This window comes from Streptomyces sp. NPDC045678, from assembly GCF_056432085.1.
The window spans coordinates 130430-149485 of the sequence record NZ_JBWKJS010000006.1; the positions used below are offsets into that span (position 1 = coordinate 130430).

The 19056-nt window shown below is 70.7% G+C and carries 19 protein-coding genes; 12 read left to right on the forward strand and 7 right to left on the reverse strand.

All coding sequences use genetic code 11. The features are described 5' to 3' along the window. Nucleotides 1-195: 195 nt before the first annotated feature. Complete coding sequence (locus AC07DO_RS21830; protein WP_479061829.1) at nucleotides 196-1047, forward strand: S1 family peptidase; 852 nt, start codon at nucleotides 196-198, stop codon at nucleotides 1045-1047. Nucleotides 1048-1126: 79 nt separating this feature from the next. Here AC07DO_RS21830 and AC07DO_RS21835 read toward each other — a convergent pair whose 3' ends face one another. The 3 genes from AC07DO_RS21835 to AC07DO_RS21845 form a co-directional block, all read right to left on the reverse strand. Further along, a complete protein-coding gene (locus AC07DO_RS21835) occupies nucleotides 1127-1525 on the reverse strand; it encodes a DUF2267 domain-containing protein (RefSeq protein ID WP_479061831.1) in 399 nt (132 codons plus the stop codon). Nucleotides 1526-1547: 22 nt separating this feature from the next. Next, nucleotides 1548-1967, reverse strand: a complete 420-nt coding sequence (locus AC07DO_RS21840) for an Hsp20/alpha crystallin family protein (RefSeq protein WP_479062462.1) — start codon at nucleotides 1965-1967, stop codon at nucleotides 1548-1550. Between the two features lie 133 nt (nucleotides 1968-2100). Further along, nucleotides 2101-2478, reverse strand: coding sequence for a hypothetical protein (locus AC07DO_RS21845; protein ID WP_479061833.1), 378 nt, complete (start codon nucleotides 2476-2478; stop codon nucleotides 2101-2103). Nucleotides 2479-2616: 138 nt separating this feature from the next. On the opposite strand from AC07DO_RS21845, the gene AC07DO_RS21850 reads away from it, so the two are divergent. The 4 genes from AC07DO_RS21850 to AC07DO_RS21865 all read left to right on the forward strand — a co-directional run bounded on the left by AC07DO_RS21850 (nucleotide 2617) and on the right by AC07DO_RS21865 (nucleotide 5484). Then, entirely contained in the window at nucleotides 2617-2952 is a 336-nt protein-coding gene (locus AC07DO_RS21850; protein ID WP_479061835.1) for a MerR family transcriptional regulator, read from the forward strand. A gap of 308 nt (nucleotides 2953-3260) precedes the next feature. Next, nucleotides 3261-3464, forward strand: a complete 204-nt coding sequence (locus tag AC07DO_RS21855; RefSeq protein ID WP_055568178.1) for a cold-shock protein — start codon at nucleotides 3261-3263, stop codon at nucleotides 3462-3464. A gap of 266 nt (nucleotides 3465-3730) precedes the next feature. Further along, nucleotides 3731-5155: a DEAD/DEAH box helicase gene (locus AC07DO_RS21860; protein WP_479061838.1), complete on the forward strand. Its 1425-nt coding sequence runs from the start codon at nucleotides 3731-3733 to the stop codon at nucleotides 5153-5155. A 41-nt stretch (nucleotides 5156-5196) separates the two neighbouring features. Beyond that, nucleotides 5197-5484, forward strand: a complete 288-nt coding sequence (locus AC07DO_RS21865) for an SCO5918 family protein (protein ID WP_479061840.1) — start codon at nucleotides 5197-5199, stop codon at nucleotides 5482-5484. Here AC07DO_RS21865 and AC07DO_RS21870 read toward each other — a convergent pair. Next, nucleotides 5481-6014: a hypothetical protein gene (locus AC07DO_RS21870; protein WP_479061842.1), complete on the reverse strand. Its 534-nt coding sequence runs from the start codon at nucleotides 6012-6014 to the stop codon at nucleotides 5481-5483. The genes AC07DO_RS21865 and AC07DO_RS21870 overlap by 4 nt on opposite strands. 111 nt (nucleotides 6015-6125) lie before the next feature. Between AC07DO_RS21870 and AC07DO_RS21875 the strand changes: the two genes are divergently transcribed. Further along, the gene (locus AC07DO_RS21875) at nucleotides 6126-7568 is read left to right on the forward strand and encodes a cellulase family glycosylhydrolase (RefSeq protein ID WP_479061844.1); all 1443 of its coding nucleotides are present in this window, start codon (nucleotides 6126-6128) and stop codon (nucleotides 7566-7568) included. A 99-nt stretch (nucleotides 7569-7667) separates the two neighbouring features. Next, the gene (locus AC07DO_RS21880) at nucleotides 7668-8549 is read left to right on the forward strand and encodes a trypsin-like serine peptidase (RefSeq protein ID WP_479061846.1); all 882 of its coding nucleotides are present in this window, start codon (nucleotides 7668-7670) and stop codon (nucleotides 8547-8549) included. 6 nt (nucleotides 8550-8555) lie between these two features. Here AC07DO_RS21880 and AC07DO_RS21885 read toward each other — a convergent pair whose 3' ends face one another. Both AC07DO_RS21885 and AC07DO_RS21890 read right to left on the reverse strand, forming a co-directional pair. Next, nucleotides 8556-10172 carry an N-acyl-D-amino-acid deacylase family protein gene (locus AC07DO_RS21885; RefSeq protein WP_479061849.1) on the reverse strand — a complete coding sequence of 539 codons (1617 nt, stop codon included), beginning with the start codon at nucleotides 10170-10172 and terminating at the stop codon, nucleotides 8556-8558. A gap of 259 nt (nucleotides 10173-10431) precedes the next feature. Beyond that, nucleotides 10432-11709, reverse strand: coding sequence for an amino acid deaminase (locus tag AC07DO_RS21890; RefSeq protein ID WP_479061850.1), 1278 nt, complete (start codon nucleotides 11707-11709; stop codon nucleotides 10432-10434). A gap of 168 nt (nucleotides 11710-11877) precedes the next feature. Here AC07DO_RS21890 and AC07DO_RS21895 point away from each other — a divergent pair, with 168 nt between their 5' ends. The 5 genes from AC07DO_RS21895 (at nucleotide 11878) to AC07DO_RS21915 (ending at nucleotide 17490) form a co-directional block, all read left to right on the forward strand. Further along, nucleotides 11878-12966 (forward strand): sugar kinase, encoded by a 1089-nt coding sequence (locus AC07DO_RS21895; protein ID WP_479062464.1) that lies wholly within the window; start codon nucleotides 11878-11880, stop codon nucleotides 12964-12966. Then, a complete protein-coding gene (locus tag AC07DO_RS21900; RefSeq protein WP_150216465.1) occupies nucleotides 12963-13727 on the forward strand; it encodes an IclR family transcriptional regulator in 765 nt (254 codons plus the stop codon). The genes AC07DO_RS21895 and AC07DO_RS21900 overlap by 4 nt, the downstream gene beginning before the upstream one ends. Then, nucleotides 13724-14134: a RidA family protein gene (locus AC07DO_RS21905; RefSeq protein WP_383331629.1), complete on the forward strand. Its 411-nt coding sequence runs from the start codon at nucleotides 13724-13726 to the stop codon at nucleotides 14132-14134. Before AC07DO_RS21900 ends, AC07DO_RS21905 begins: the two co-directional genes overlap by 4 nt. A gap of 112 nt (nucleotides 14135-14246) precedes the next feature. Further along, a complete protein-coding gene (locus tag AC07DO_RS21910; protein WP_479061853.1) occupies nucleotides 14247-15737 on the forward strand; it encodes a GntP family permease in 1491 nt (496 codons plus the stop codon). A gap of 133 nt (nucleotides 15738-15870) precedes the next feature. Further along, a complete protein-coding gene (locus tag AC07DO_RS21915; RefSeq protein WP_479061855.1) occupies nucleotides 15871-17490 on the forward strand; it encodes an alpha/beta hydrolase in 1620 nt (539 codons plus the stop codon). Between the two features lie 87 nt (nucleotides 17491-17577). Here AC07DO_RS21915 and AC07DO_RS21920 read toward each other — a convergent pair whose 3' ends face one another. After that, a complete protein-coding gene (locus AC07DO_RS21920) occupies nucleotides 17578-18915 on the reverse strand; it encodes a M14 family metallopeptidase (protein ID WP_479061857.1) in 1338 nt (445 codons plus the stop codon). Nucleotides 18916-19056: the final 141 nt, after the last annotated feature.

Below are 19056 nucleotides of genomic sequence, written 5' to 3' on the forward strand. Positions count from 1 at the left end.
GCGTGCCGCCTCGTGTTTTCGGACACAAGGGGTGTCTCGTGAACTCTGATGGAGCGGCTCATTCCGTTCCGCGGCGTCCTGTCAGCGGTCAGTTGTGTCCGTTTGCGGTCTTGTCCTGACGGCGCGGCGCCCCAACAATGCGCATGACAACACCGAAGGAACTTCGGTCACTTAGTCATCGGAGGGGACCCCCACATGAAGAAGCCTCTCGTCGGTGCGTGCTTCGCGGCTCTGCTCATCGGAGCGACCGCGGCGCCCGCGACAGCCGTCGGCAACGAAGCGCCCGCGAAGCCCGGCATCAAGGCCGTCACCCTCGCCGGAACGGTGGCGCTCAGCAACTGTTCCGGCTCCGTGGTGCGCGTACCGAACTCGAAGCCCACCGACCCGGCCCTCGTCCTGTCCAACGGGCACTGTCTGGAGAGCGGCTTCCCCGCGCCGGGCGAAGTCATCGTCAACAAGGCCTCGTCCCGCAGCTTCACGCTGCTCAACAGCTCGGGCGGCCGCCTCGGGACCATCAGGGCCAGCAAGATCGCGTACGGCACGATGACCGACACGGACATGTCGCTCTATCAGACCACCAGCACCTACAGCGACATCGAGAGCAGGTACGGGATCAAGGCGCTGGAGCTGAACGCGGCGCGGCCCGAGCAGGGACGGAAGATCACCGTCGCCTCCGGGTACTGGAAGAAGCTGTACAAGTGCAGCGTCGACGGCTTCGCGTACCGCCTCAAGGAGGGGAACTGGACCTGGAAGGACTCGGTCCGCTACACCCCCGACTGCAAGACGATCGGCGGCACCTCGGGCTCCCCGGTGATCGACGACGAGACCGGCAAGGTCGTCGCCGTCAACAACACCGGCAACGAGAGCGGTGAGGAGTGCACGGACAACAACCCGTGCGAGGTCGACGAGAACGGCAAGGTCACCGTGCGCGAAGGCATCAACTACGCGCAGCAGACCTACTGGATCGTGCCGTGCGTCGGCGCCGGCAACAAGATCGACCTGAGCCGCGCGGGCTGCCAGCTGCCGAAGCCCTCCGCCAGGCGGTAGTCACTGCCGCGGGTGCCGTCCGAAAGCCCCTGCCGGGGTTCTCGGACGGCACCCGCGCGTCAGGACTCGCGCCGGGCCTTCAGGCCGCCCGCACCAGCTCCGCCCTGCCGAACAGCAGGGCGTAACCGGACGGCAGCAGGCCCAGCAGGCGGTCGACGAGCTCCTCGTCCACCGCCCGCGCCAGGGCGGTGAGGACGGAGCTGACGTCCCATCGGGCGGTGGCGGGGGTCGCGCCCGGCAGGCACCGCGCCACGCTCTCCACGAACTCCGCGGCCGTGAGCGGCCGGGCGGCGGGGATGCGGTCCGCGACGAGCCGCGCAGCCTCCGGCGGCAGCTGCCGCGCCAGATCGGCCCGTACGTCCCCGACGACGTGGCCGCCGAGTGCGGACAGGACGACGCGTGTCACGCGCTCCGCGTCCGCCGCACCGTCGTACTGACCGGTCTCCCGCACCGTCTCGATGAGTTCGCTCCACCTCATCGTGCCGTTCTCCTCCGTCTCGTCAGCCGTCGATCTGCTTGCGGTCGCCGCCACCACTGATGTGGATCTTCCGGGGCTTGGCCCGCTCGGCCACCGGGATGCGGAGCGTCAGCACACCGGCCTCGTACGAGGCGTCGATGCGCTCCGTGTCCAGGGTGTCGCCGAGGAAGAGCTGGCGGGCGTAGCTTCCGGTGGACCGCTCGGCCGCGATCATCTCCACGCCCTCGGGGGCGGGGGAGCGGCGCTCGGCCCTCACGTTCAGTACGTGGCGCTCGACGTCGAGGTCGATCGACTCGGGGTCGACGCCCGGCAGGTCGAAGTGGACGACGAACTCGTCGCCCTCGCGGTAGGCGTCCATCTGCATTCCGGCGGGGCGGGAACTGCTGAAGACCTGCTGGGCGAGCCGGTCGAATTCGCGGAACGGGTCGGTACGCATGAGCATCACGGGTCACTCCTCTCCTCAGATGTTGGGTGCGATGCCCTACGCCTTTTTATATAGCTCAGGAGGAGGAAAGTTGACAAGCCCCGACTCATGTTGAGTCGGGGCCTGTCGCGGTGGGCCTGTCGTGGCGGGGTCAGGAGTCGGAGTAGCTGAGGTCGCCCACGGTCCAGGCGCTCACGTCGGCCAGAGCGATGCGGTACATCCCGCCGGTCTCCGGCAGGCCCAGGCTGCCCTGGAGGATCCGGGCCAGATGGAAGTGGAGATGGGTGGGCGGCCTGGATTCCAGGGGCGGGCCGGAATCCGCCTCGGGGGACACGAACGCGGCGGCGAAGGGGCCGAGCCGGGCGGAGTCCTTCAGGACTTCGGCGACGCGCCGCCGCCACAGGGCCTCGGGGGCCAGCCGTCCGGTGATGACGGCACCGCCGACGACGACGGTGAGGGACATCTGATTGCTGTGCTCGGACTCGACCAGGGCGGCGATGTCGACGAGCAGCTCGTCAGGGATCGACATGACTGGTCAGCTTACCGAGGTGCGGGGCGACCGGACCCGATACCTCCCCTCTCCGTCCGCGAAAAGCTGTCACCGCTGGAACAGGCAAGCGGCACTCCGTTGTTAGGGTTCGTGCTTGTACTCAAGGAAAAGGTGCAGATGCCCCCGGAGACCCCCTCGCGCGGCCAGGACCGGTTCGACGACGACGACTACCCCGCCTACACGATGGGCCGGGCCGCCGAGATGATCGGCGCCACGCCCGGCTTCCTCCGGGCGGTCGGCGAGGCCCGTCTGATCACACCGCTGCGGTCCGAGGGCGGCCACCGCCGCTACTCCCGCTATCAGCTGCGCGTCGCCGCGCGCGTCCGCGAGCTCGTCGACCAGGGCACGCCGATCGAGGCCGCCTGCCGCATCGTCGTCCTAGAGGACCAGCTGGAGGACGCGTTGCGCATCAACGAGGAGCTCCGCGAGAAGGAGTCGCACGGCGAGGGGTAGTCCCGCAGCCGTTCTCCAGCCGGGGTCGAATATCTATGACGGCAGAACCAGAATTTCGCGTCAAGTGCCGGGAGAGTTTTTCCGCCGACGGGCCCGTCGATATGAAAACCCTGCACGGACCAACGCTGCGTGCTACTGTCGTTATCAGTTGCAGTTGTGGTTTCCAGAGACTCCAAGTGCTCCGCCGACATTCCGCGTCGGCTGGGCACTTTGTTTTTGCCGGTCATGTCCGGACAGGGTAATCATCACGGCGACGTGGAGTCCGCACAGTGCGGGCTTCCGGGCAATTGCCCCGAAGGAGATATGACATGGCTACTGGCACCGTGAAGTGGTTCAACTCGGAAAAGGGCTTCGGCTTCATCGAGCAGGAGGGTGGCGGCGCGGACGTCTTCGCCCACTACTCGAACATCGCCACCCAGGGCTTCCGTGAGCTGCAGGAGGGCCAGAAGGTGACCTTCGACGTCACGCAGGGCCAGAAGGGCCCGCAGGCCGAGAACATCGTTCCCGCCTGACGCCTGACGCTGACGCGTACTTCGTAGCTGGGGCCCGCACCTTGGGTGCGGGCCCCAGCTCGTTGCGTTTTACGGACGCCGCGCGCTCTGCGGGTTCACGGGGGCGAGTCGCCCCCGCCGCCCATTCCCCGGCCGGAACCGAAATAATCCCCCGGCGGCCGGAATTGTTTTTCATTTAACCGGCCGTTCCTGCGGTTCTCGGCACCGGACGGTGCCCGCTGAGAATTCCTCGACACGCGCCGCATCGAGGAAGGTTCGAGGTCCACATGAACCGCTCAGCTCGCACAAACGGCCGATCCGCCCAGGGGTACAAGGGTTCCGGCGGCCGCGGCCGCCGTCCCAGCGCCCCCCAGGGAGAGTTCACGCTCCCGGCCACCATCACCCCGGCCCTGCCGCCCGTCGAGGACTTCGCCGCGCTCGGCCTGCCGGACGGCATGCTCGCCACCCTCACCAATCTCGGGGTCACCACGCCCTTCCCGATCCAGGCGGCCACGCTGCCGAACACTCTCGCGGGCCGGGACGTCCTCGGCCGCGGGCGCACCGGATCCGGCAAGACCCTCGCCTTCGGCCTCGCGGCGCTCGCCCGCACCGCGGGACAGCGGGCCGAGCCGCGCCGTCCGCTCGCCCTGATCCTCGTCCCCACCCGCGAGCTCGCCCAGCAGGTGACCGACGCCCTCACCCCGTACGCCAGGTCGGTGCGGCTCCGTATGGCCACCGTGGTCGGCGGCATGTCCATCGGACGGCAGGCCGGGGCGCTGCGCACCGGCGCCGAGGTCGTCGTCGCCACGCCCGGACGGCTCAAGGACCTCATCACGCGGCGCGACTGCCGCCTCGACCAGGTCGCCGTCACCGTCCTCGACGAGGCCGACCAGATGACCGACATGGGCTTCCTGCCCCAGGTCACCGAACTCCTCGACCAGGTGCGGCCCGACGGACAGCGCATGCTGTTCTCGGCCACCCTGGACCGGAACGTCGACCTCCTGGTCCGCCGCTACCTCAACGACCCCGTCGTCCACTCCGTCGACCCGTCGGCGGGAGCGGTCACCACGATGGAACACCACGTGCTGCACGTGCACGGCGCCGACAAGACCGCCGCCACGACGGAGATCGCCGCACGCGACGGCCGGGTCATCCTCTTCCTCGACACCAAGCACGCGGTCGACCGGCTCACCACGCACCTGCTGAACAGCGGGGTACGGGCGGCGGCCCTGCACGGCGGCAAGTCCCAGCCCCAACGCACCCGCACCCTCGCCCAGTTCAAGTCGGGCCAGGTCACCGCGCTCGTCGCCACGAACGTCGCGGCACGCGGCATCCACGTCGACGACCTCGACCTCGTCGTCAACGTCGACCCGCCCGCCGACCACAAGGACTACCTGCACCGAGGCGGCCGCACCGCACGCGCCGGCGGCTCCGGCAGCGTCGTCACCCTGGTGACGTCGGCGCAGCGGCGCGGCATGACCCGGCTGATGGCCGCGGCGGGCATCCGTCCGCACACCGCCGAAGTGCGCTCGGGCGAGGCGGAGTTGGCGCGCATCACGGGCGCACAGGCCCCGTCGGGCACGCCGGTGTCCATCCCGGCACCCGCGAAGGCGACTTCCGAACGAGGTCGCGGTCCCGGTGGCCGCCGCCCCCGCGAAGGCCGCGCGCGCCGCGCCTACGCCGCCCGCACCCGGACCGAAACGGCCGCCTGAACCAGGGTCCCGCGCCCCCTCTCTCCCCTCTGTGAGGCATCATGCGCTGCGTCATCGCCCGCTTCCCCTTCGACCTCTTCAAGAACGAGGTCGAGGACGTCATGAAGAACGTCGAGCCCGAAGCCGTCAAGGGTGAGTCCGTGCTCATCGGCGACCGTCAGTACCCCGTCAAGCAGGTGGGGGAAGTGATCACGCGCCAGGACCGCCGTGATTTCTCGGCCCGCGAGGTCACCAGGGCGCTGACCGCCCTCGGCTTCACCTGCACGACGGCCCCCGCCCCCGCGGCCCCCGAGCCCCTCGGCGCGGCCTGGCCCACTTCGCCGGTCTAGTCGGCGGCCCGGGGCGGGCCGGGCCTCGCCAGGGCCGCCGCCCCGGGCAGCCAGCCGAGCGCCAGACCCCACAGCGCGCCGAACAGGGCACCGGCCAGGGGGAGCAGCAGCCACCCCCACAGGCCCGCCTCGACCATGCGGGCCGCGACCGTGCCGCGCCAGGCGCCCGCCACCGCCGTGCCCGCGATCAGCGCCGTCCAGCCCGCGAGCAGGCGGCGGCCCCGGCCCGCGTCCGGGCGTACGCGCAGATGGCGGCGCATCCGGGCGGTGGCGGTGGCGATCAGGAGCAGGGCCGCGAAGTCCTCGCAGAGCTGCCAGGGCCAGTCCGTCGCGCCCAGCGGCGTCGCCCGCAGGCCGGGCAGCGCGAAGGGCACCCCGAGCGCGCTCGGGACGACCGACAGACCCGCCCGTGCCGTGAACGCGGTCAGCAGGGTCGCGCTGCCGTGCGCGAGGACGAGCAGCAGGCAGACGCCCGCCACCACGGCCGAGGCATCCGTCCGGGCCCGCAACGCGTCGATCGTCGTCCGCATGGCGCGCCACTGTAGGGCGCACCGGTTGCCGGGGACAGAGGCCCGGACGGAAAAAAGTGAACAACGCTCAGGTCTGTTGTGCCGGGGGTCCCGCGATCTACCATCCCGGCCATGAAGTCCCTGGCGGCCCGGCGCACGTGGGCGGTCGGCGCGGTCGTGCTCGCCGCCGCGGCGGCGCTGCTGGTCGCCGTCGGCCCGCGGGGCGCGGGTGCCCCGCGCGCCGACACCGCGAGCGGCCACCGCTGGATCACCGACCGGCAGGGGCGCGCACTGGTCCTGCGCGGTCTGTCCACGGCGAGCAGCGCCAAGGAGGCGCCCGACGGGATGCCGTGGATCGAGGAGAAGGACGTCGCGCGTGAACGGCGCCAGCTGGGCACGAACTTCGTCCGCTTCCTCCTCCAGTGGCGCGAGGTCGAGCCGTCGCCGGGAACGTACGACAGGACGTATCTGCGGCGGGTCGCCGAGCGCGTGCGCTGGTACGGCGAGCGTGGTTTCCACGTCCTGCTCGACATGCACCAGGACCTGTACGGGCCGCGCGTCGGCGGGAACGGCGCCCCCGCCTGGGCGACCGGGACCGACGGGCTGACCTCGGCCCCCACCGACCCCTGGGAACTCGGCTACGCCGAACCGGGGACCGTCCGCGCCTTCGACCGTTTCTGGGGGACGGTCGAAGGCGACGGACGTGATCTGCGCGGACACTATGTGGGCGCGCTGCGCGAGGTGGCCGGGTACTTCGCCGCCGACGACGCCGTCATCGGGTACGACCTGATGAACGAGCCCTGGGGCGGCAGCGTGCAGGGCCCCGCCTTCGAGTCGGGCCCGCTCGCCCGGCTCTACCAGGACGCCATCGACGCGATCCGCACCGTCGACCGCGACCACTGGCTCTTCGTCGAACCGTCCGCCATCGGCTCCAACTGGGGCTTCGCCACCGGCCTGCCGCGCCTGGACGACCCGCGCGGCGACGGCGACGCGGCACGCATCGCATATGCGCCACATCTCTACCCCCTCCCCATGGACCTCGGCGGCGGCTACACCGGCGGCACCAGGGAACAGGTCGACCGATCGCTGCGGTCCTGGCGCGACGAGACCGAGAAGACCGCACGGCGCCTCGGGGCGCCCGTCGTCATCGGGGAGTTCGGGCTCGACGTGGGGCTGCCGGGAGCCATGGAGTACGTCGAGAGGGTGCAGCGCATGGCCGACGACATGGGAGCGGGCTTCGCCTACTGGTCCAACGACCCCGGCCCATGGGCGCCGTGGGACGCGAAGCTGAAGCCGACGCGGCTCCTTCCCGTAGTCGACCGCCCGGCCCCGCTGGCGATCGCGGGGGACCCCGTCGCGTACCGCTGGGACGAGAGGCGGAAGGCGCTGACGGTGAGCTGGCGCGGAAGGGCGGACGTGCGAGGTGTGACGGAGGTCCGGCTTCCGGCCCGGCACTTCCCGAGGGGCGGCCGTGCTGAGGGCGGAAAGCGACACTCGTGGAACCCCAAGTCGCGTGTCCTGAAGCTGCGTTCGGGTCCGGGAACGCACTCTGTCCGCATCACACCACATGCGTGAAAGGGAAGGGTTCCCACCCCTTGTCCGCCCGCAACAGGGCCCCCAAGAATGCCCCTGACAATCGCACGACTGGCGTACGTCACGAGGGGGGCTCCACATATGGGACAGAAGAACAGAGCGGTCGCGGGCGGACTGCTCGCCCTCGCACTGGCCGGCGCGGGAGCCGCACCGGCAGTCGCGGGGAACGCGCAGGGAACGGACCGCACCCCGGCAAAGACCGGGACCAAGACCAAGGCCGTCGACTTCGCGGGGACGGTGGCGCTCAGCAACTGTTCCGGCTCGGTGGTCCGCATGCCGAAGTCCAAGGCGGGCGACCCGGCGCTCGTCCTCACCAACGGCCACTGCATAGAGACGGGTTTCCCCGCCGCCGGTGAGGTCATCGTCGACCAGCCGTCCACCCGTACCTTCAAGCTGCTGGACGCGAAGGCCGACGCCGTCGCCACGCTCAAGGCGTCCAAGGTGTCCTACGCGACCATGACGGACACCGACATCACGATCTACCAACTCACCGAGACCTACGGCGACATCACGAAGAAGTACGGCATCAAGCCTCTTGAGCTGGAGGACGACCACCCGGTGAAGGGGCGTGTCATCACGGTCGTCTCCGGCTACTGGAAGAAGACGTACAGCTGCAACATCGACGGTTTCGTGTACCGGATGAAGGAGGGGGAGTGGACCTGGAAGGACTCCGTCCGCTACACCCCCGCCTGCCAGACCATCGGCGGCACGTCCGGGTCGCCCGTCATCGACCACAGGACCGGAAAGGTCACCGCGGTCAACAACACGGGCAACGAGGACGGCGAACGCTGCACCCTCAACAATCCCTGTGAGATCGACCGCAAGGGCAACGTGACGGTGCGCCAGGGCATCAACTACGCGCAGGAGACGTACGGGATCGTGCCGTGCGTCGGCAAGAGCAGCAAGATCGACCTGGGCCGCAAGGGCTGCAAGCTGCCCAGGCCGGCGGCGGCCACGAGGTAACAGGCGTTAGGGGGTCCGGCGTACGGAGCGTCCCGCGAGGACGTCCGTGCGCCGGCCGTCCCGCATCACGAACCGCCCGTCGATCAGGACGTGCGGGATGCCGACCGGCGGCGTACGAGGAGCATCGAAGGTGGACCCGGCCGCGACCGTGTCCGGATCGAACAGGACGAGGTCGGCGCGGTAGCCCTCGCGGACGACGCCCCGGTCGGGCAGGCGCAGTCGGGCGGCGGGCCGGGAGGTGAGGTGCGCGACGGTCTCTTCCAGGGACATCACACCGAGTTCCCGGGCGTACTTTCCGAGGTACTGCGGGAACGTGCCGTACGCGCGCGGGTGCGGCTTGAACCCTTGCAGGATGCCGTCGCTGCCGCCCGTGTGCACGCGGTGCAGCATGATTTCCTGCACGTTCTCCTCATGGCCGACGTGCTGGAGAATGGTCGACCCGAGATTGTCGTTGAGCAGGAGCCGGCGGGCCGTGACCCAGGGCTCCTCGCCGCGCTGGGCCGCGGATTCGGCGATGGTCTTGCCGACGCAGGAGGCGAGCCCGGGGTCGCTCACGCCCGAGATCTCGATGGTGTCCCACTCGATGGGCACGCCGTGGCAGCCGTCCGCGCCGATGACCTCCATGTGATGGCGGATCTTCTCGGCGGTCACGTCGTCCATGAGCCGGGCGCGGATGGCATCGGGCCCGCCCTCGCTCGCCCAACTGGGCAGCATCGCCACGAGCGTCGTACAGCCGGGGGTGTAGGGGTACGTGTCGAGGGTGATGTCCGCGCCGTCGGCGAGGGCGGCGTCGAGGAGGGAGAGGAGGTCGGGCGCCTTCCCCTTGTTCACGCCGAAGTTCATGGTGGCGTGGGCGAGGTGGAGAGGGCAGTGGGCGGTGCGGGTGAGGCTGACCATCTCCTCGTACGCCTGGAGCGCCCCGGCCCCGTAGCTCCGGTGATGGGGGCAGTAGTACCCGTGGTGGGCCGCGACGACCTTGCAGAGCTCGGTGAGCTCGGAGTCGTCGGCGTACATGCCGGGCGTGTACGTGAGCCCCGACGACATGCCGACGGCGCCTTCGCGCATGCCCTCCGCCACGAGCTGCTTCATGCGGTCCAGCTCGGCGGGGGTCGCCGGGCGGTCCTCCCACCCCATCGCGTACATGCGGACGGTGCCCTGGGGGATGAGATACGCGGCGTTCACCGCTGTGCCGCGGCCGCCGTGGGCGGAGTCGAGGGCGTCCAGGTAGCCGCCGACGGTGCGCCATGTGAAGTCGATGTCGCCGCCGTCACCGTTCCAGCCGGTGATGGCCTGGCGGACCTGGGCGAGCGTGCGGTCGTCCACGGGGGCGTAGGAGAGGCCGTCCTGACCGAGGACTTCCAGGGTGACGCCCTGGGCCGCCTTCGCGGAGTGGTCGGGGTCTCTGAGGAGGGCGAGGTCGCTGTGGGCGTGCATGTCGATGAAGCCGGGTGCCAGCGCGAGGCCCTGGGCGTCGAGGGTGGCCTGCCCCGTGAGGCGGGGGCCGCTCCCTTCCCCCTCGCGGTGGATCGCGGTGATCCGTCCGTCCTGTACGCCGACGTCGGCGCGGTACGCGGCACCTCCGGTGCCGTCTATGACGCGTGCGTCCCGGATCACCAGGTCCATGGGGAGGCCTTCCTTGTTCGTCGTCGGCTGCGGGCCGGTTGCGGTGCACCCGGCCTCCGGCCGGGTCTTTCGTTCCCACCCGCACCACCCGTGCGACTTTCGTCGTCGGGTGCGGGTGGCCCTGGTGGGGCGTGCTCGCCGTCGGCGGCGAACGGGGGGTGGGGGGGAGGGGGGCCTGCGCCCACTGTGCGGTGCGGGGTGAACGGGTGGGTGGGTGTGATCCGCCGGGGAGGGGTGGGGACCGCCCAAGACCCCCCGGTCAGAAATACGTTCGGATGTAGGACGAGACCGTCCCGTCCCCCTCCACCACAGGAATCAACTGCCACTTGTCGAACGCCGTGCACGGATGCGAAAGCCCCATGCCCAGCCAGTCACCCACCGCCAGATCCGCCTCCGGCGAGGTCCGCAGCCAGCCGTGCTGGTCGGAGAGGCCGGTGACGGTGATCCCCGTCGCGGCCCGCTCCACGCCGTCCCGGCGGACGACCTGCGCCTCGGGCAGGTCGAGGTCGTACGCGGCGTCCCGCTTCCCCGCGTTGGTGAACGCCTGCTCCGCGGAGGGCCGTGACACGACCTGCGCCCAGAGCCGGAACGCGGGTTCGAGCGCGCCCTCCTCGGGGACCCGGTTGAACGGGGTCAGATGCTTGTAGTGGCCGTCGTCGTGGGAGACGTACGCGCCGGAGCGCAGGAGCTTCAGGACGGGCCGCGACAGTTCGGGGATCTCCGCGAAGACCGACGCGACCGCGTCGAACCACGCGCTGCCGCCCGCGCTGACCACGATCTCCGGCAGGTCGGCGAACCGCCCGGATTCGTCGAACTCGGCGAGGAGCGCGACGAGCCGGCGCAGCCACGCCGTCACCGTCTCGCTCGACGCCTCCGGCACCTCCCCCTCGTACCCGGCGACGCCCACCAGCCGCAGCGTGTCCGCGGCGGCGACCGCGTTGGCGATGTCGAAGCACTCGGCCTCGGTCCGCGCGCCGGTCCGCGCGCCGTCACCCGCGGCGAGCTCGACGACCACGTCCACCGGACGGCTCGCGCCCGCCTCGCTGAGGGCGGCGTGCATGAGCTCGACGCCGCGTACGGAGTCGACGTAGCAGACGAAGCGGAAGGAGGGGTCCGAGTCGAGCTCGGACGCGAGCCAGCGCAGCGCCCCCGCGTCGACGAGTTCGTTGGCGAGGAAGATCCGCTCCACGCCGAACTTCCGCGCCACGCGCACCTGGTGGGGGACGGCCAGCGTGATGCCCCACGCGCCCCGCTCCAGCTGGCGGGCGAAGAGCTGCGGGGCCATAGACGTCTTGCCGTGCGGCGCGAACGCGAGGCCGTGGCGTTCGGCGTACGTCTCCATGAGGGCGAGGTTGTGCTCCAGGCGTTCGGCGGAGAGCGCGAGGACGGGGGTGGTGAAGCCGCCCGTGAAGAGGTTCCGTCGCTGGGCGGTGAGCTCGCCGACCGTCAGTCCTTCGGCATCCGGAGGAAGCCCCTTGAAGCGGTGGTCCACTCGCTCGTCCGCGAGGGTGGTGTCGACGACGTTGTCGGCGGCCATGGGCGCCTCCTCCAGGAGTGCATGCAGAGCAATTGAAGAGTGCGTTGCAACATGTGCAACGGTCATTGCGTATGTCGCTTACTGCTGTCTAACATCCGAGCCAACGCCGGGTCAACGGATCCGGAGAGCCGGTTGAGGGGTTGGACGATCGTGACCGCAGAGGCAGCCATGGCCGCACAGGCAGTCGTGACCGCACAGGCACCCGTGGACACCGCACAGGCACCCGTGGACGTCGTGGCGCTCGGCGAGTCCATGGTCACCTTCCTGCCCGTCCGGCCCGGCCGCCTCGCCGACGTGCCGTCCTTCGACCGCGGGATCGGCGGCGCCGAGTCGAACGTGGCCTGCGCGCTCGCCGCCGCCGGGCACACCGCCCGCTGGGTCAGCCGCGTCGGCGCCGACGGCTTCGGCGACCACCTCGTCGAGACGATCGGCCGCTACGGAGTCGACACCTCCGCCGTCGGCCGCGACCCGCACCGCCCCACCGGCATCTACTTCCGCACCGCCGACGACCGCGACACCGACGCCCACGAGGTCGTCTACTACCGCGCGGGCTCCGCCGCCTCCGCCATGGCGCCGGGCTCCGTCGACGAGGACGCCCTCGCCGCCGGCCGCATCCTGCACCTGTCGGGCATCACCCCCGCGCTCTCCGCCGACTGTCTCGCGCTCGTACGCCACCTCTGCACCCGGCGCGAGGACCGCGGCCCGCTCGTCTCCTTCGACGTCAACCACCGCCCCGGCCTCTGGAAGGACCACACCCGAGCGGACCCCTCCGTCCTCCTCGACCTCGCGCGCGGCGCCGACCTCGTCTTCGTCGGCGAGGACGAGGCCGCCGCGGCCTGGGGCGTCACCGGCGGCCCCGACGCCATCCGCGCCGCCCTGCCCGAGCCCGAAACGCTCGTCGTCAAGCAGGGCAGCCGCGGCGCCACCGTCCACCGCCACGGCGAGGACCCCGTCTTCCAGGCCGCCCTGCGCGTCGACGTCGTCGCGCCCGTCGGGGCCGGCGACGCCTTCGCCGCCGGTTTCCTCTCCGCCACCCTGCGCGGCCTGCCCGCCGCGCACCGGCTGCGCCACGGCCACCTGATGGCCGCCGCCGCCCTCACCGTTCCCGGTGATCTCGCACCGCCCCCCGCCCGCGCACACGCCGACCGCCTCGCCGCCCTGGACGACGCAGCCTGGGAGACACTTCGTCTCGGCCCCGGCTGGACGGAACGCGTCCCGGAGGACACCGAGGCCGAGGAGGAGGTACGTACCCCATGAGCCAGACCGTCGACCGCGCGCTCTCGATCCTGCCGCTGCTCGCCGAGGGCCCCGCCGACCTGGGACAGGTGGCCGACCGGCTCGACGTCCACAAGTCCACCGCGCTCCGGCTCCTGCGCACCCTCCACGAGCACGGCCTGGTCTTCCGCCAGTCCGACCAGCGCTACCGCCTCGGCGCGCGCCTCTTCGCGCTCGCCCAGGAAGCCGTCGAGAACCTCGACGTGCGCGAGATCGCCCACCCCCATCTCCTCGCCCTCAACGAGAAGTGCGGCCATACGGTCCACCTCGCCGTGTACGAGGAGCAGGAGGTGCTGTACATCGACAAGGTCGAGAGCCGCTATCCGGTGCGGATGTACTCCCGCATCGGAAAGCCGGTGGCGATCACCGTCGCCGCCGTCGCGAAGCTGCTGCTCTCCGACTTCCCCGAGGCCGAGCGCCGCGCCATCGCGGAGAAGCTCGACTACCCCACCTACACGTCCCGTTCGACGCCGAACGCCGCCGCCTTCCTCAAGGAGCTGGCGGCCGTGCGCGAACAGGGCTGGGCCACCGACCTCGGTGGCCACGAGGAGTCCATCAACTGCATCGGGGCCCCCATCCGCGGTGCGGACGGGCGCGTCGTCGCCGCCATGTCGGTGTCCGCACCGAACGTGGTCGTCACCGCCGAGGAACTCCTCTCCCTGCTCCCGCTGGTGCGCCGCACGGCGGACGCCATCAGCCGCGAGTACTCCGGCAACGCCCCTCTGAAGGAAGCAAGTTCATGACCGAGAAGACCGCCCTCACCCCGGCCACCCACACCACCCCGCCCGCGAAGTTCTCCCACGGCGTGAAGAAGGGCAACATCCTTCAGGTCGCGGGACAGGTCGGCTTCCTGCCCGCCGAGGAGGGCAAGGCCCCCACTCCCGCGGGCCCGACCCTGCGCGAGCAGACCCTCCAGACGTTCGCCAACGTCAAGGCGATCCTCGAAGAGGGCGGCGCGACCTGGGACGACGTGATGATGATGCGCGTCTACCTCACGGACGTGGACCACTTCGCGGAGATGAACGAGATCTACAACGCGTACTTCGAGGAGCAGGGCCTGAAGGCCCCCGCCTCGGCGCGCACCACCGTGTACGTGGGACTGCCCAAGGGCCTGCTCATCGAGATCGACGCGCTCGCCGTTCTCGGCTGACCCACATCCACCACCAGCAAGCCGTACGTCGTCACGGCACGGCGCCTTCCCCCGGGGCGCCGTGCCGCGATCCCCCCTGCTCCGAAAGCCCCATGCACTTACGAGGTCAACGATGTCCCCGTCCCACACCGCCGTGCTCGCGGCCGCCCCCGCCGCCGAGACGCCACCGCACACCGGTGGCCTGCTCGCCCTGATCGACGGCACGGCAGGTCTGCTGACCGTCGCCGCGCTCGGCATCCTGCTCCTGCTCTTCCTGATCATCAAGGTCAGGCTGCAGCCCTTCGTGGCGCTCCTGGCGGTCTCCATAGCCGTCGGCCTCGCGGCCGGACTCTCCGTCACCGAACTCTTCGGCACCGTCCAGAAGTCCGACGCCGTCTCGGTCATCGAATCGGGCATGGGCGGGATCCTCGGCCATGTGGCGATCATCATCGGCCTCGGCACGATGCTCGGCGCGATCCTGGAGGTGTCGGGCGGCGCGGAAGTGCTCGCCTCCCGGCTGCTCGGTCTCTTCGGTGAGAAGCGCGCCCCGCTCGCGATGGGCCTGACGGGTCTGATCTTCGGCGTCCCGGTCTTCTTCGACGTCGGCATCTTCGTCCTCGCGCCGATCGTGTACGCCGCCGCCAAGCGCAGCGGCAAGTCGATCCTCCTCTACTGCCTCCCCCTGCTCGCGGGTCTCTCCATGACCCACGCGTTCCTGCCCCCGCACCCCGGCCCGGTGGCCGCCGCGGGACTCCTCAAGGTGGACCTCGGCTGGGTCATCCTCATGGGCATCGTCTGCGGCATCCCCGCCGTGCTCGCCGCCTGGGTGTTCTCCGCGTGGATCGGCAAGCGCATCTTCGTGCCCGTGCCGCAGGACATGGTCGAAGCGGCCGACGAGGCGAGGGCGGCGGTCGTCGCCGAGCAGAGCGCGGCCGGTGTGCCGCCGCAGGAGAAGCCGGTCCCGCTGGGCATCGTCTTCACGATCATCGGCACGCCGCTGGTCCTGATCCTCCTCGCCACGTTCTCCTCGATCGCCTTCGATCCCTCCACCTTCCGCTCGGTGATCGAGTTCTTCGGCAGCCCGTTCGTGGCCCTGACGATCGCCCTGCTGATGGCGTACTACCTGCTGGGCATCCGGCGCGGCTGGTCCCGCAAGTCCCTGGAGACGGTGTCGACCTCGTCCCTGAAGCCGGTCGGCAACATCCTCCTGGTGGTCGGCGCGGGCGGGATCTTCGGCGCGGTCCTGAAGGCGAGCGGCGTGGCCGGCGCCATCTCGGACACCTTCCAGGACGTGGGCCTGCCCATCATCGTCCTGGCCTACCTGCTCTCCCTGATCCTGCGCGTCGCCCAGGGCTCGGCGACCGTCGCCATCGTCACGACGGCGGGCATCGTCGCCCCTCTCCTCTCCGAGGGCGACCACTCCCAGGCGTTCGTGGCCCTGGTCATCATGGCGATCTCGGCGGGCTCCATCTTCGCCTCGCACGTCAACGACGGCGGGTTCTGGATGGTCGCGAAGTACTTCGGCATCAGCGAGCGGGACACGTTGAAGACGTGGACGGTTCTGGAGTCGGTGCTGTCGGTGGCCGGGTTCGCGGTCGCCGCTGTGGTGAGTCTCGTCGTGTAAGGGGGAGTTGGCCTCCCTTTCCCTTCGGCCGTACGCGGACGGGGGCCGCCCCCGTGGAGGGGGTTGCCCCCGGCGAGAGTGGGGGGACAGCCGTAGTGAGTGGGGATAGTCGTTCCACTTAGCGTCTGACGGTATGGGACACATACGGATCTCGACCCTGGGCCTCGCCCTCGCCGTCTGCCTCGGCGCGGCTCCCGCCGCTACCGCCACGGCGGCCTCCGCCGCGACCGCCACCGCGTCGAAGTCCGGGCCCGGGCCCGGGCGTCATCTCGACCGCTACTACGACCAGCGCTTGAGCTGGGGCGACTGCGCCAAGGGCCCGGACGACACCATGGGCCACGAGCTGGACAAGGCCGGTGTGCGGTGCGCGGACGTCACCGTGCCGCTCGACTACTCCAAGCCCAAGGGCCGTACGATCACCGTCGCGATATCCCGGCTCAAGGCCACCGACACCCGCCACCGCATCGGCTCGATGCTGCTCAACAACGGCGGTCCCGGCAACGGCGCCGTCCAGTCCCCGCCGGAATTCCACGCGTGGATGAAGAAGACGGGCCCGCGGTACGACATCGTCGGCTTCGACCCGCGCTTCGTCGGCCGCAGCACCCCGCTGGACTGCGGCTGGAACGTCGGCACCACGCTCTTCTCGGCGGGTCTCGGCCGGGCGAGCTTCGAGCGCCAGGTCGACCTCCACAAGGACCTGGCCGCCAAGTGCCGCGCCACCAACGCCGACGTGCTGCCGCACGTGAGCACCCGCAACACGGCCCGCGACATGGATGTCGTCCGCGGCGCGCTCGGCGAGAAGAAGATCTCCTACTTCGGCTATTCGTACGGCACTTACCTCGGCACCGTATACACCCAGATGTTCCCCGGCCGTACCGACCGCATGGTCCTGGACGGCGCCATCGACCCGCGCAAGTTCGGCCCCCGGCTGCTGCGGGAGGCCGTCGGCGAGAACGAGCGGGCGCTCACCGACTGGGCCGCGTGGGCCGCCGCCCGCGACGACACCTACGGACTCGGCCGCACCCGCGCCCAGGTCCTCGCCACCGTCGACCGGGTCATCAAGAAGTCCTCGCGCGGCCCGCTGACCGTCGGCACCGCCCCGGACGCCTTCCGGCTCGACGACACCCAGGTCCCGTTCGTGCTCCTCGCCGGGCTCGACAGCGACACCGACACCTCCCGGGCGTCCCTCGGCGAGCAGGTGTCCGCCCTGGCGAAGGCCGCGGCCGGACAGGCGCCGACCAGGCTCTCGCCGCAGTTCGCCGGGCTCCTGCGGCTCGCGACGACCGGCGACCAGTCGAACATGGGCAGCTCACAGACCGCGGTCATCTGCGGGGACGCGGCCGCACCGCGCGACCCCGAGGTCTACTGGCGCGACATCCGGCGCAGCCGCGCCGCGTACCCGCGCTTCGGCGCGGTGAACAACAACATCGGCCCGTGCGCCTTCTGGGACCGGCCCCGCGAGCGGCCCACCCAGGTGAGGCACGACGCCAAGGCGCTGATCGTGTCCGCCACCGGTGACCCGCGCACCCCGCACAAGGGCGCCGTCGCCCTGCACGACCAGCTCCCGAGCTCCAGGCTGATCACCGTCAAGGGCGCCAACCGGCACGCGGTCTACGGCCTCTACGAGAACGTCTGCGTCGACAGCAAGGTCAACCGCTACCTGGCCACCGGCAGGCTCCCCGCCGACGACCGGACCTGCTCCAAGGGGCCGCGGCGCCAGATCGCCGGTGCCGGGCAGCAGCGGCTCCTCTAGAGGAGGCGGTCCGCGAAGAGGCCACGACCCAAGGCGTGCCGCGGCCCCGGACCCCTGTGTGGGCCCGGGGCCGCGCTGCCGCGAGCGTCAGCTCGTGCAGTACTGCTGCTCCTTGCCGATGGACCGGTACATGCAGTCGGAGTTCTCCAGGAGCTGGAGCACCGCGTCCCGGTTCCTGGACGTCTCGCGCTCGATCACCTCGTCGGGCGGGTAGAAGCCGCCGCCGCCGGACCGCGGATACATCTCGAAGGTGTAGCTGAAGATCTTCTGGTCGCCCCACAGCCAGTCGTCGATCGTGCCGTCCGTGATGTAGAGGTCACTGGACTGCTCGGGCGTGTAGCCGTTGCTCGCGGCCATCTTCCTTCCGACGGCGGCGTGCGCGTCACGGTCGTCCTGGGTCAGGCCGGGCGCCGTGTCGTTGTACGTGTAGCCGTACGGCCACAGGACCAGTTCGCTGTACGTGTGGAAGTCGATCCCGGCCTTGATCTGCTGCTTGCCGCCGACGACGCGGCTGCGCACGAAGTTGGCCACGACCTTCACCTCGGGGGCCGACTCGGCGGCCGAACCCCGGTAGGTCTCCGACCCCGGGGTGCCCGAAGAGCCGCCGCAGCAGCCCCACTTGTAGCCCCAGTTGCGGTTCAGGTCGGTGCCGGTGCGGCCGTTGGAGTTGGGCTGCCGGTTCAGCCGCCAACTGCGGTAGGAGCCGGTCGCGATGTCGTACTCGCCGCCGTCCGGGTTCATGTCCGGGACGATCCAGATCTCGCGCGAGTCCACCAGCTTCTTGACGCGGGCGTCGGAGGCGTAGCCCGCGCCCAGTTCGCGGAGGAGGTACAGCGCCATCTCGACCGTCAGGTGCTCACGGGCGTGCTGGTGGTGGGTGAAGAGGACTTCCGGCTCGGCCTCGTCGGTGCCCACGTTGTCGCTGATCTTGATGGCGACGATGTCCCTGCCGGAGTACGACTTGCCGATGACCTTCTTCGACATCAGGCCCGGGTAGGCCGCGATGCGCTGGTCGATCTCCGCGTTCATCTCGGCGTAGTTGTGGTACCTCGCGTCGGCGGGCGGGAAGTCCTTGACCCGCACCTCCTGCCCGTTCGTACGCTTCGGGGGCCCGGCGAGCGGCTTGAGCTCGTAGCCCGCCTTCCGGAGCGCCGCCGCCTCGGTCGCATTCGCCGAGACGACCACCGCGCGGGCGTCGACCTCGTCGATCGAGACGCCGGTGCGGGCGAGGGCGGTGCGCGCGGCGCGGTCGTCGCGCAGGGGGATCTCGTACTGGCGCGTTTCTTCGTCGGCGGCGGTCGCCGCGTTGCGGGGGGCCGGGTCGGCCTGTCCTGTCGAGGCGTTGGCGGTCAGGGGGGCCGCCACGGCCAGGGCGAGAAGCGCCGCGAGGGCCGCGGATCTCCTGCCGCGTATGCGGAGTCGCATGAAGTCTCCTCAGGGGTGGGGGGTTGTTCAGTGCGACGTGCGGGTGCGCGACGTGCGGGGTGCGATGCGCGGGCCCATCGTCGACGCGTGGCATGCACCGGTCAACACAGTCTTTGGCCAACCTCTTGTGCCCCGGCCCGC